The sequence below is a fragment of the Yersinia enterocolitica subsp. enterocolitica genome, assembly GCF_901472495.1.
In the GTDB taxonomy this organism is placed as follows: Bacteria; Pseudomonadota; Gammaproteobacteria; order Enterobacterales; family Enterobacteriaceae; genus Yersinia; species Yersinia enterocolitica.
Map to the genome: position 1 here is coordinate 2,656,205 of NZ_LR590469.1, position 13,214 is coordinate 2,669,418.

The window sequence follows — 13,214 nt, forward strand, 5'->3', positions numbered from 1 at the left end:
GCTAGTATAGCGGCTTCCTGATAAAACACCGCGCAGATTCATTACCTAATGATGTTACGCGAAAGCGCGCGAATGATGCGCGCTCCCTGTTACATTAACTGGCTACCTCATGACTCTTCATTATCTGTTGGTGTCGCCCGCTCAGGCGCATCAACATCAACGCGGTCAATCCGCTGTAGCCCTCGAGGCAGTGGTGAACCTTTGCGACCACGTTCGGCACGGAATTTCTGCAAATCTTCCGGCCGTAAGGTTAGCTTACGTTTACCGAAGTGAAGTGTAATTGAGGTTTGCGGAGGTAAGACAAATAACCATACCAAGCGATCTTTACCCGTCGCCGCATCCGCTGCCGGGATCGAGACGATTTTATTACCCTTACCTTTTGATAATTCAGGTAGATCTGCCACCGGGAACATCAACATACGGCCAGCCGCAGTGATGGATAACAACATGTCATCCGGCCCATAAATCTCTAATGGTGGTAGCGCTTTGGCATTTTCCGGCAAGGTAATCATGGTCTTGCCTGCACGGTTTTTGGCGACCAAATCATTGAAAGTACATACAAAGCCATAACCGGCATCTGAAGCCATCAATAATTTCTGGTCATCTGCGGCCATGAGCACGTGTTCAATATTGGCTCCCGGCGGCAGAGTCAACTTGCCGGTCAACGGCTCCCCTTGCCCACGCGCAGATGGCAAGGTCAGTGGATCTAATGCGTAGCTGCGACCGGTGGAGTCCATAAACACCACCGGCTGGTTACTCTTACCGCGAGCCGCTGCACGGAAACTGTCGCCAGCTTTATAACTTAACCCACTCGGGTCAATATCATGGCCTTTGGCACTGCGCACCCACCCCATTTCTGACAGCACGATGGTCACCGGCTCAGACGGCACAATATCATGCTCACTCATGGCTTTGGCTTCTTCACGTTCAGTCAGCGGCGAACGGCGATCATCGCCATAAGCGGCTGCATCAGCCAGAATTTCTTTCTTAATCAGGGTATTAAGTTTGCGTTCTGACGCCAATAAAGCTTGTAACTGGTCACGTTCTTTGGCTAATTCATCTTGCTCACCACGAATCTTCATCTCTTCCAATTTAGCTAAATGGCGGAGTTTCAGTTCGAGGATCGCTTCAGCCTGAGTTTCAGAAATCGCGAAACGCTGCATCAGCAGCGGTTTTGGCTCATCTTCAGTACGGATGATATGAATAACTTCGTCGATATTCAGGAAGGCAATCAATAAGCCTTCTAAAATATGTAGCCGCTTCAGTACTTTTTCCAGGCGATAATTCAACCGGTTACGTACAGTTTGACGACGGAATACCAACCACTCGGTCAGGATCTCCACCAGCCCTTTCACCGTTGGGCGATGATCCAGGCCGATCATATTCATGTTGATACGGTAACTTCTTTCCAGATCCGTGGTGGCGAACAGATGGTTCATCACTTGATCCAGATCGACACGATTGGTACGTGGAACTATTACCAGGCGAGTAGGGTTTTCATGGTCAGATTCATCACGTAAATCTTCAACCATTGGCAATTTCTTGGCGCGCATCTGGCTGGCAATCTGTTCCAACACCTTAGCGCCAGAAACCTGATGCGGTAGTGCAGTGATGACCGCACTGCCATCTTCTTTTTTCCACAAGGCGCGCATCCGCACCGAGCCACGACCACTCTGGTAAATCTTACGAATCTCATTACGTGGCGTGATAATTTCCGCTTCAGTCGGGAAATCAGGCCCTTGCACAAACTCCAGCAACTCTTCCAGTGAAGACGTTGGCTTATCAATCAACGCAAGCACCGCCTGCGCAATTTCTCGCACGTTATGTGGCGGAATATCGGTTGCCATACCCACAGCAATACCAGTAGTGCCATTGAGCAGAATATTGGGCAGGCGTGCAGGTAGCATTTTCGGCTCCTGCATGGTGCCATCAAAGTTCGGCACCCAATCAACAGTTCCCTGCCCCAACTCACCCAACAACACTTCTGCATATTTGGATAAGCGAGATTCGGTGTAACGCATTGCCGCAAAGGATTTAGGGTCATCTGGTGCCCCCCAGTTCCCTTGTCCATCGACTAATGGATAACGGTAAGAGAATGGCTGTGCCATCAGCACCATTGCTTCATAACACGCGCTGTCACCATGTGGGTGATATTTACCCAACACGTCACCCACGGTACGGGCTGATTTTTTGAATTTAGCGCTATTGTTCAGCCCCAGTTCGGACATTGCGTAGATAATGCGCCGTTGCACCGGCTTCAAACCATCGCCGATAAACGGCAACGCCCGATCCATGATGACGTACATGGAATAGTTCAGATAGGCGTTTTCAGTAAAGGTGTGCAGCGGTAAGCGTTCTGCACCGTCATGAGTCAAATCACTCATTACTCAATTATCCTCAGACTCTGGAGGCGATCACTGTCAGTCAGCAGATCGGCACCGCAAGTTCATTGTCAATTTCTGCCCGCGATAGTACCTCATCTGCGGGGCTACTGTCACAACCCACAGAAGCAATGTCGTGTCGGCTGATGCGCAATTTTGCAGCTAAAACGCCGCAATCCAGGTGCTTTATTGCTTATTAAGCAACAGTGTTATGCATTGTTGTCTCTTTTTCTCTGGTAAAAAAACCATTAGCATGCTGAGTATTCCAGGTTGGCCAGTATCAGGCTTCCTTATGTTCTATAAAGGTTATATCAATGAGCAACGTACTAATTATTAACGCAATGAAAGAGTTTGCGCACTCCAAAGGGGCGCTCAATCTGACTCTTACTAATGTCGCTGCCGAGTTTCTTCAGGAAAATGGCCATCAGGTTAAAATCACGACGGTTGACCAAGGCTATGATATTGAAAGTGAAATTGAAAATTATCTGTGGGCCGATACTGTCATTTATCAAATGCCGGGTTGGTGGATGGGCGAGCCTTGGATTTTGAAAAAATACATTGATGAAGTCTTTACTTATGGTCATGGCAAACTGTACCAAAGTGATGGCCGTACTCGCTCCGATGCAACTAAGGGCTATGGTTCTGGCGGTTTAATTCAGGGTAAAACCTATATGCTTTCAGTGACCTGGAATGCACCTCTTGAAGCGTTTACTGATCCGAATCAGTTCTTCGAAGGGGTCGGTGTAGACGGTGTTTACTTGCATTTCCATAAAGCAAACCAGTTCCTTGGCATGAAGCCATTGCCGACATTTATGTGTAACGATGTGATTAAACAACCCGATATTGAAGGTGACATTAGCCGTTATCGTCAGCATTTGGCCGAAAACTTTAAGTGTCAGGCTATTTGATATCACAGCATCACACCTAAGTTGGAGTCACTATGATTACCGTTTTTGCAGAAATAAAGGTCAAACCGGGCCGTCGCCAGGCGGTGTTGAACGCCATTGAAAAACTGATACCTGCGGTGCTGGCAGAAGAAGGTTGTGGCGGCTACGTGCCGATGATTGACGTACCAACCCAGCTCGACTGGCAAAAGAATTCGCCAGACTCAATTTTCATGCTGGAGAAATGGCAAAGTGTTCACCATCTGGAACTGCATTTACAGATGGAACACATGCATCAGCATCGTGAAGTGATTAAAGACGATGTACTGGATGTGAATATTCACATCCTTGATAACGCTTAACCTTTAGGTTGATGTTGCAGTGGCGTTATTGGCTGTTTTTCAACCAGTGACTGCCCTGCAACTTGATCTGTTCACTCACATAATCCAGAAAACAGGTAATCCGCGCTGCAAGCTGAGTATTGCGATAATAAACCGCGTTAATCGGCTGCCAGGTTTCCAGGATTTGATCTGCCATTACCTCAACTAAACGCCCCGCCAGCTGATCTTCTCGGGTCATAAAATCAGAGAGTTCGACGATCCCTTCGCCCTGTAAAGCCAACAAACGCAGTGTTTCACCACTGGAAGCGGCCAGATTAGGGGTGATTAATGTGCGCCCACCGGGCAAATGAGGTAGCGACCACTGATTAAGGAATTCCGGCTGAGTGAAGCCGAGCAGACTGTGATTTGCCAGGTCATCAATGGTGTGAGGGGTGCCGTGGCGTTGCAGATAATCAGGGCTGGCGAGGATACGCACCCGACTGGCTCCCAGCAGACGTGCATGGATAGTCGAATCGCGCAACGCACCAATACGAATCGCAATATCAGTGCGTTGTTCCAGTAAATCGATATTCAGGTCATCGGTATTCAGTTCAAGAATGATTTGCGGATATAACGCGCGAAAACCGCTGATCATCGGCACAATCACATGCTGCATAAAAGGAGCCGCCGCATTTATTCGCAACCGCCCGGCAGGTTTTAGCCGCCGTAGCGCAATCTGCTCTTCAGCATCATCAACCGCACCGAGGATCTGCCGTGCATGAGTGAGAAACAACTCCCCCTCTTCCGTCAATTCCAATCGCCGAGTGGTGCGGCGCAGCAAGGTGGTCGCCAGCTTCTGTTCCAGCCGACTTAATGCCCGGCTGATGCCCGATGTGGTTTGGCTGCGCTGTTCCGCAGCCGCCGTAATAGAGCCACAGTCGACGACCGAGGTAAACGCCTGCAACTCTTCTAAGGTGACCTTCATCGATCAGACCTCAATCTCGGCGGTATCCCCTTTCTCTTGCAGCCAATTGCGGCGATCTTCTGAGCGTTTCTTCGCCAATAGCATGTCCATCATCGCCATTGTTTTATCAATATCGTCATCACCAATGGTCAATTGCACCAAGCGACGAGTATTGGGATCAAGGGTGGTTTCGCGTAACTGCAACGGGTTCATTTCACCCAACCCTTTAAAGCGTTGCACATTCGGCTTGCCACGTTTGCGTTTTAGTTGCTCCAACACACCGGCTTTCTCTTCTTCATCCAGCGCATAAAACACTTCTTTGCCTAAATCGATGCGGTATAACGGCGGCATGGCCACATACACATGGCCATTGCGCACCAAAGCACGGAAGTGACGCACAAACAGCGCGCACAGCAAAGTGGCGATATGCAAACCATCGGAATCCGCATCCGCGAGGATACAGATTTTGCCGTAGCGCAGTTGGCTCAAATCTTCGCTGTCGGGATCAATACCAATCGCAACTGAGATATCATGGACTTCCTGCGAGGCCAGGACTTCATCTGAAGACACTTCCCAGGTATTCAGGATCTTCCCTTTCAGCGGCATGATCGCCTGATATTCGCGGTCACGTGCTTGCTTGGCAGAACCACCCGCGGAATCCCCTTCCACCAGAAACAGTTCAGTCATGCTCAAATCTTGCGAAGTACAGTCGGCCAGTTTACCGGGCAGTGCCGGGCCGCTGGTCAGTTTTTTACGCACCACTTTCTTGGCCGCACGCATGCGGCGCTGGGCACTGGAAATCGCCAACTCAGCTAACTGTTCAGCCGCTTGTACGTTCTGATTCAGCCATAAGCTGAATGCATCTTTTACTACGCCGGACACAAAGGCCGCGCACTGACGTGAGGAAAGTCGCTCTTTCGTCTGGCCGGCAAACTGTGGATCTTGCATTTTAACTGACAACACATAGGCACAGCGTTCCCAGATATCATCTGCCGAGAGTTTGACGCCACGTGGCAGAATATTGCGGTATTCACAAAATTCGCGCATCGCATCAAGCAAACCCTGACGTAAGCCATTAACGTGAGTACCGCCCTGCATGGTTGGGATCAAGTTGACATAACTTTCAGTCAGCAACTCGCCGCCTTCCGGCAACCATAACAGCGCCCAATCAATCGCTTCGGTATCTCCGGCAAAAGAGCCGACAAACGGCACTTCTGGCAAGGTAATCAAGCCGTTAACCGCTTCCATTAGATAATCGGTTAAACCATCGGCATAACACCAGCGCTGCTCGGTATTATTGACCTGATCTTTAAAGACGATTTCCACGCCAGGACACAGTACCGCTTTCGCTTTGAGCAAATGAGATAAGCGAGATACAGAGAAACGCGGGCTATCGAAGAAAGAAACATCTGGCCAGAAATGTACGCTGGTACCGGTATTGCGCTTGCCGCATGTACCGATAACCTGTAGTTCCTGCACTTTGTCGCCATTTTCAAAGGCAATGCTGTAGATTTGGCTATCGCGACGCACCGTCACTTCTACACGCTTGGATAAGGCATTCACAACTGAAATACCTACACCATGCAAACCACCAGAAAATTGATAGTTTTTATTCGAGAATTTGCCGCCTGCATGTAAACGACACAAAATCAGTTCAACCGCAGGAACACCTTCTTCAGGATGGATATCAACCGGCATCCCACGGCCATCATCAATCACTTCCAGTGATTGATCGGCGTGCAGGATGACATCAATGCGATGGGCATGGCCTGCCAGCGCCTCATCGACGCTGTTATCAATCACCTCTTGACCAAGGTGGTTTGGTCGCGTGGTGTCCGTATACATTCCCGGACGACGACGCACTGGTTCTAAACCGCTGAGTACTTCAATGGCATCAGCGTTATAGCTGGATTCAGTCATGGTTTGATTAATATTCGGCTAATGGTTGGAAGGCTAGCGGCGATATGCCCGACAGGCCATAACGGCCTGCGGTACTCTACCCGCTGTATTGGGTGATGCTTAAACCGCCAGATATCAAGCGGTCGCTAGCCCTAAAAAAGTCACAATCGGGGAGAAATAATGATCAAAACCGACAAAGGCATGATTCCCACCTGATTCTACTGTTTGCCGACAAGGGGTATAATAGGCAACCGCTTGACGGTAATCGAGGACTTCATCCCCGGTTTGTTGCAATAACCAGAGTAAATCCGGTGATTCCAACTTTTCAATCTGCATAGCTTTCAGATCGTAAATATGCCGAGACTCTAACACATATTTTTGCCCGGTGTAGGGGTTCTGATTTTCCCCCAGATAATCACTGAGCAGCTCGAATGGGCGCACTGCCGGGTTAACCACCACTGCGGGAATACTAAAGCGCTGGGAAAGCCAGGTCGCAAAATAACCGCCAAGGGAAGAACCTACAATGCCGATGGATTGCCCAGCTTTATCCATCACGATGCTTTCCAGCATTTCTGCGGCCTCCGCCGGATAAGGCGGTAATTGTGGTATCTGCATCTCAATATGGGGATGGTGTTGCTGCAACCAACTTTTGAAGGTGGTTGCTTTGGCCGAGCTGGGTGAGCTATTAAAGCCATGAATGTATAGAAGCGTACTCATCAATAACCATCCGAGTCCATGTCCGGGCAGAACTCATCACTGGCTAACCGACGAACCTCAGTTTCAAGTCTTCCATCAGGCAGTAAGTCGAGGTAGCGCCATCGCGGTGCCACGGTATCAAGTGTAAAATTAGTACAGTGCGGTTTGAACTGCACACAGGTAGAAGGGCTGGCAAGCAGCCGCTTACCATACCAATCAAGATCCAAGTCCTGATGAATATGGCCGCACAACAGGGTAGTCACGCGCGGATAACGGGTCAGTACTGCCGCCAGCATATGCGCATTGCGCAAACTGTGCTGATCAAGCCAGGTACAGCCCGATGGCATTGGGTGATGGTGTAATAATATCAGTGTGTAGCGCTCTGGATGTGCCATCAGGCAGCGCTCCATCCACTCCAGCTGATACTCGCTCAATTCACCATAAGGAACACCAAAAACCTGACTGTCCAATAGCAGAATTTGCCAGTTTTCTCCGACCAGAACCTGCTTTGAAGGTGCAATACCGGCAGCGGCCAAGGCATCCACCATCGCCGGTTGGAAGTCATGATTACCGGGTAGCCAGACACAAGGTGCTGGCAAACGGGAGATGCCGCTGGCAAAATTCTGATAAGCGGCAACCGAATGATCCTGAGCTAAATCACCGGTTGCAACAATAAGATCAAAGGGGTGCTGCTCAGCAATAATCGCATCCAGCACAGCGCGATAACTGCGAGAAGTATTTACACCCAGCAAGGTCTCATGTTCCCCCGCAAAGAGGTGGGTATCTGTTATTTGTAAAATTCTAACCCTGGCCCCACTCGCCATAGGCAGTTTAAACAGGCTTTCCAAATGGTGTCCTTGTTTTTGCACCCTTCCCAACCAGATTTATTACATACCTTCATATCTGTAGGTGAGGTTATAAGTCTGTCTAACAAACCGGAACTGCCACCGCTCCATGCGCCAAGCAATAGCGCAACCAGTCAGCAAGAAACTGGTTAATTTGATGCTTTTCGTCCCGCTGATGCAACTTTTTATTCGGATAATCATAACTTGCTTTGAAGCGGAAGATCTGCTGACTGGCACACACTTCCGCGACCATAGCATCATGATAAAGCCGTACCACCATAGAGGGTAGGCTCCAATATCTGACTGCGGGCTTTATTTGGACAATCTCAACAACAGAAGTGTAGCGTGTCGATTCAATAATTGTCAGTTGATAACTGGCGCCATTAACCTGATAAGCCACGCTTTCGCCCACTTCGTCGACTCGCGGTATCAAACGACGTAATTGGGCGAAGTTAGTTTCGCATACCCGCATCATCTCAGGAAAATCAGGTGTGTAGCGCTTATTCATTATTTTTCTCTTTATGACTGCCATTCTGCTCGTAGCGCTTGATGGTGCAACGCCAGCCATTGTAATGCAATGATTGAGGCTGCGTTATCAATGGCACCTTCGTCAACCCAGCGACAAGCCTGTTCACGGCTGACAACATGCACCCGGATATCTTCATTTTCATCGGCCAGCCCATGAATCCCACTCGCGGTTGTTGCATCGACTTCCCCGACCATAATGGACAAACGTTCACTGGTGCCACCCGGGCTGGCTAAGTAACTCAGTACCGGCTTACAGCGGCCAATATGAATTCCCGCTTCTTCCTCAGCCTCGCGCCGCGCTACTTCCTCAACGGTTTCGCCCTCTTCAATCATCCCTGCAACCATTTCTAATAACCAAGGTGATGGGCTGCTGTCAATGGCGGCAATGCGTAACTGTTCAACAAGTACCACTTCATCACGCACCGGATCGTAAGGTAATAGTACCGCGGCGTGACCGCGCTCAAAAATCTCGCGTTTAACTTCTCCACTCATTTCGCCATTAAACAAACGATGACGAAATCGGTATAAATTCAGTGAAAAAAAACCACTGTACAGTGTTTCACGTGCAATAATTTCCACATCCTTCTTGTCGAAGGTCACCGGTGAAGGTTGTTTTGACGTCATAAACTTCTTTCCTTACTTAAGTATCTAGCCTGAATAATGACTTTTTATGACACTTTAATTAATGCCAGTCAGGCTAATAGAGGTTAGCAACTTTATAAAGGTGGTTTTATAAAGATTGTTTGACAAAAATGGCGTGATACGGGTTAGTTGTCTGAATAGTCATTTAGCTTTGTGTTAGATTTAAGTAAATTAAGGCAGGATGGCACAATCAGCCACCTTATCCCATTGGCAGACTCTGATAGAATCGGCAACAATTCGTCTATCGACAGCTACCATAGTAATATTGCCGCACAACTGCTGCACAACAAGGACTGCAAATGAAGAAACTGCTCCCCCTTCTTATCGGGCTGAGTCTGGCTGGTTTCAGTAGCATGAGCCAGGCAGAGAACTTGCTGCAAGTTTATAAGCAAGCCAGGGATAGTAACCCGGATTTACGCAAATCAGCGGCTGACCGCGATGCTGCATATGAAAAAATTAATGAAGCTCGCAGCCCGCTGTTACCACAGTTAGGTTTAGGTGCGGGTTACACCCATACCAATGGCTTCCGTGATGCTTCTGATAACCCGGATAGCAATGCCACGTCAGGCTCACTGCAACTGACGCAAACCATTTTTGACATGTCCAAATGGCGTGCTCTGACCTTGCAAGAGAAAGCCGCAGGTATTCAGGACGTCACGTTTCAGACCAATGAACAAGCACTGATTCTCAATACAGCAACCGCCTACTTCAATGTCCTTAGAGCCATTGATAGCCTGTCTTATACCGAAGCGCAGAAACAATCCGTTTATCGCCAGTTAGACCAAACAACCCAGCGCTTTAATGTGGGTTTAGTGGCTATTACCGATGTGCAAAACGCCCGCGCTAGCTACGATACCGTGTTAGCAGACGAAGTTACGGCGCGTAATAATCTCGATAATGCGCTGGAAAACTTGCGCCAAATTACCGGTGTTTACTACCCAGAACTGGCATCACTCAATGTTTCTCGTTTGAAGACTGAACGCCCTCAAGCCGTCACTAACCTGCTGAAAGAAGCTGAAAAACGTAATCTTTCGTTGCTTTCTGCCCGTTTGAGCCAAGATTTGGCCCGTGAGCAAATTAAGTCAGCAGAAACTGGCTATATGCCAACCATCGATTTGACGGCATCAACTTCAGTCACCAATACTCGTTACAGCGGCGGCACACCAAGCACTCAGCAACTGAATAACGATGCGGGTCAGAACAAAATTGGCGTGCAATTGAGCTTACCGCTGTACAGCGGTGGTGCGACGAATTCTGCCGTGAAACAGGCGCAATACAATTTCGTCGGCGCCAGTGAGCAGTTGGAAAGCGCACACCGTAGTGTGGTGCAAACCGTACGTTCCTCATTTAATAATATCTCAGCCTCCATCAGCAGCATCAAGGCTTATGAGCAGGTGGTTATTTCTAACCAAAGCTCATTAGATGCAATGGAAGCGGGTTATCAGGTGGGTACTCGTACTATTCTGGATGTATTGACTGCAACAACTAACTTGTATCAATCTAAACAGCAACTCGCGGATGCGCGTTATAACTACCTGATCAATCAGTTAAATATCAAGTCTGCTCTGGGCACGTTGAATATGAACGACTTGATGGCACTGAACGGTGTACTGGATAAACCCGTCCCGACATCGGCCACCAGCCTGGCACCAGATAACGCTGACCAAAATGCGTATGCTGATGGTACCAGCACGCAGGCTGCACCGCGTGTCACCACGGTTAGCCAACCGACGACCGCAGCGCCAGCCGCTGCACGTAACGGCAACCCTTTCCGTAACTGATTTTTACGCGATTGGACTCACCGGGCATAGCATCAAGCCGTGCCCGGTTTATTTTTTTTATTCCCTCTTTTGGCTCCCCAGCATTTTTCGGCGATGAAAAAAGCGAACTTACTCGCAGCATTTCGTATAGCTTTGTAAAGTCTGCCGCTCATCAGCCCTCGCGCTTTAATTTCATACACATTTCCCCTATTCTTAGGACACTTACTGGGAAAGGGCATTGAACGCCCGGAAATGAGACAAATAAAGATGAAACGGACTCAAAACATCAATCAAGAGACTTTCCGTAAATCCTGGCGCAGCTATCGCCTGGCGCCAGTAGCTTTAGCTATCAGTGCCGTATTTATGCTGGCTGGCTGCGAAAAAACCGATGAAACCGTCTCTTTGTACCAAAATGCTGATGATTGCTCAGCGGCAAATCCGTCCAAGAGCGCAGAATGTACTACTGCTTACAACACGGCTTTGCAGGAAGCAGCTAAAACTGCGCCCAAGTATGCAACTCGTGAAGATTGCGTGGCTGAATTCGGTGAATCACAGTGTACTCAAGCTCCTGCACAAGCAGGTATGGTACCAACATCTTCGTCATCTTCTGAAACAACTGCCGCTGCACCACAGCAAAGCGGTAGCATGTGGATGCCACTGATGGCGGGTTATATGATGGGCCGAATGATGGGCGGCGGTGCAAGTCAGCCGTTGTTTACCTCTAAAGCACCGAATAGCCCGGCTAACGGCAAGTTTGTCGATGCAACTGGCAAAAACTTTGGTTCAGCCACTACTGGCCGTACTATGACAGTACCAAGAACGGCGATGGCTCCGAAGCCCGCTGTGACCAATACCATCACCCGTGGCGGTTTTGGTGAGTCAGTAGCTAAACAGTCTTCGATGCAACGCAGTGCGGCAACATCATCTAAAACCAGCACACGCAGCATGGGTGGCTAAGGTCTGATTAATGAAACGTTTAGCGATTAGCGAACGCCCGGACTGGCGCGAAAAAGCCACTGAATTTGGTTTCCGTTTCCACACCATGTATGGCGAACCATACTGGTGTGAAGATGCATATTACCAATTCACACTCGCACAAATCGAAGAGCTAGAAGATACCACCGCAGAGTTGCATCAGATGTGTCTGCAAGTGGTTGAGAAAGTAGTTAATAGCGATCAACTGATGGCAAAATTCCGTATTCCAAAACATTGCTGGGATTTTGTTCGTAGCTCATGGAAAACCAATCAGCCTTCACTCTATTCGCGTCTTGATCTGGCCTATGACGGTGTAAATCCAGCTAAATTGCTGGAAAACAATGCTGACACCCCAACTTCATTGTATGAGGCGGCTTTTTTCCAATGGCTGTGGTTGGAAGATCAGATCAATGCGGGCAATCTGGACTCAGAGTCTGATCAGTTCAACAGCATGCAAGAGAAACTGATTGAGCGTTTTGCTGATTTGCGTGATAACCACGGTTTTAGTTTGCTGCATCTGGCTTGCTGCCAGGGCAGCGAAGAAGATCGTGGGACTGTGCAGTATCTGCAAGATTGCGCATTAGAAGCTGGTTTGCCAACTGAATTCATGTTTATGGAAGAAATTGGCCTAGGGGAAAAAGGGCAATTTACCGATCTGGATAATCAGGTTATCAGTAATTTGTTCAAGCTCTATCCGTGGGAATTTATGTTCCGCGAAATGTTCTCCACCAAACTGGAAGATGCAGGTGTACGCTGGCTGGAACCGGCCTGGAAGAGCATTATCTCCAATAAAGCCTTGCTGCCACTGCTGTGGGAAATGTTCCCAAATCACCCTAATCTGTTGCCTGCGTATTTTGCTGAAGATGATCATCCAGCGATGGATCATTATGTCACCAAACCGTTATTCTCACGGGAAGGGGCCAATATTCAGATAGTCGAAAATGGTAAAGAAGTGGCGCGAGTTGATGGGCCATATGGTGAGGAGGGCATGATTGTTCAGCAATTTCATCCTTTACCTAAGTTTGGTGACAGCTACACGTTGATTGGTAGCTGGTTGGTTAACGATCAACCATGCGGTATTGGCTTGCGTGAAGACCGTGAATTGATCACCCAAGATCTGTCACGCTTTTACCCACATATCATTTTGGGTTAAGCCTGCGCAAGAATAGGTATAAAGGCTAATACCTTAAAATTATTGATAAAACTGAACCAAGGGGAAACACTCCGTTGGGGCTGTAGCGGCTTATGCCGCCGGAGTGCCCGTAGGAGTGGTCAACCCTTGGCTCACTGACTTTATCAGTTCAAGCGCTTTTTATAACA

General features: G+C 48.7%; 12 protein-coding genes. 5 read left to right on the forward strand and 7 right to left on the reverse strand.

From position 1 onward, the window contains the following. Nucleotides 1-107: 107 nt before the first annotated feature. Complete coding sequence (gene parC, locus FGL26_RS12675) at nucleotides 108-2,384, reverse strand: DNA topoisomerase IV subunit A (protein WP_005174096.1); 2,277 nt, start codon at nucleotides 2,382-2,384, stop codon at nucleotides 108-110. Nucleotides 2,385-2,695: 311 nt separating this feature from the next. Between parC and FGL26_RS12685 the strand changes: the two genes are divergently transcribed. Together FGL26_RS12685 and FGL26_RS12690 are read left to right on the forward strand one after the other, a co-directional pair. After that, nucleotides 2,696-3,289, forward strand: coding sequence for an NAD(P)H-dependent oxidoreductase (locus FGL26_RS12685; RefSeq protein ID WP_005160768.1), 594 nt, complete (start codon nucleotides 2,696-2,698; stop codon nucleotides 3,287-3,289). A 32-nt stretch (nucleotides 3,290-3,321) separates the two neighbouring features. Next, complete coding sequence (locus FGL26_RS12690) at nucleotides 3,322-3,627, forward strand: putative quinol monooxygenase (RefSeq protein WP_005160770.1); 306 nt, start codon at nucleotides 3,322-3,324, stop codon at nucleotides 3,625-3,627. A 25-nt stretch (nucleotides 3,628-3,652) separates the two neighbouring features. On the opposite strand, the gene FGL26_RS12695 is transcribed toward FGL26_RS12690, so the two are convergent. From FGL26_RS12695 to nudF, 6 genes are all read right to left on the reverse strand, one after another. Continuing rightward, a complete protein-coding gene (locus tag FGL26_RS12695; RefSeq protein WP_005174098.1) occupies nucleotides 3,653-4,570 on the reverse strand; it encodes a LysR substrate-binding domain-containing protein in 918 nt (305 codons plus the stop codon). 3 nt (nucleotides 4,571-4,573) lie between these two features. After that, nucleotides 4,574-6,469, reverse strand: a complete 1,896-nt coding sequence (gene parE / locus FGL26_RS12700; protein WP_005160774.1) for a DNA topoisomerase IV subunit B — start codon at nucleotides 6,467-6,469, stop codon at nucleotides 4,574-4,576. 114 nt (nucleotides 6,470-6,583) lie between these two features. Beyond that, nucleotides 6,584-7,165 carry an esterase YqiA gene (gene yqiA, locus FGL26_RS12705; RefSeq protein ID WP_005174099.1) on the reverse strand — a complete coding sequence of 194 codons (582 nt, stop codon included), beginning with the start codon at nucleotides 7,163-7,165 and terminating at the stop codon, nucleotides 6,584-6,586. Beyond that, entirely contained in the window at nucleotides 7,165-7,992 is an 828-nt protein-coding gene (gene cpdA / locus FGL26_RS12710; RefSeq protein ID WP_032912888.1) for a 3',5'-cyclic-AMP phosphodiesterase, read from the reverse strand. Before cpdA ends, yqiA begins: the two co-directional genes overlap by 1 nt. Before the next feature lie 79 nt (nucleotides 7,993-8,071). Beyond that, nucleotides 8,072-8,497 (reverse strand): DUF1249 family protein, encoded by a 426-nt coding sequence (locus FGL26_RS12715; protein WP_005160781.1) that lies wholly within the window; start codon nucleotides 8,495-8,497, stop codon nucleotides 8,072-8,074. An 11-nt stretch (nucleotides 8,498-8,508) separates the two neighbouring features. Next, nucleotides 8,509-9,141: an ADP-ribose diphosphatase gene (gene nudF / locus FGL26_RS12720; RefSeq protein ID WP_005174101.1), complete on the reverse strand. Its 633-nt coding sequence runs from the start codon at nucleotides 9,139-9,141 to the stop codon at nucleotides 8,509-8,511. A 317-nt stretch (nucleotides 9,142-9,458) separates the two neighbouring features. On the opposite strand from nudF, the gene tolC reads away from it, so the two are divergent. From tolC to FGL26_RS12735, 3 genes are all read left to right on the forward strand, one after another. After that, nucleotides 9,459-10,940 carry an outer membrane channel protein TolC gene (gene tolC / locus FGL26_RS12725; RefSeq protein WP_005174102.1) on the forward strand — a complete coding sequence of 494 codons (1,482 nt, stop codon included), beginning with the start codon at nucleotides 9,459-9,461 and terminating at the stop codon, nucleotides 10,938-10,940. Between the two features lie 246 nt (nucleotides 10,941-11,186). Further along, entirely contained in the window at nucleotides 11,187-11,876 is a 690-nt protein-coding gene (locus tag FGL26_RS12730) for a DUF1190 family protein (RefSeq protein ID WP_005174105.1), read from the forward strand. Nucleotides 11,877-11,886: 10 nt separating this feature from the next. Beyond that, complete coding sequence (locus FGL26_RS12735) at nucleotides 11,887-13,047, forward strand: glutathionylspermidine synthase family protein (RefSeq protein ID WP_005174106.1); 1,161 nt, start codon at nucleotides 11,887-11,889, stop codon at nucleotides 13,045-13,047. Nucleotides 13,048-13,214 lie beyond the last annotated feature (167 nt).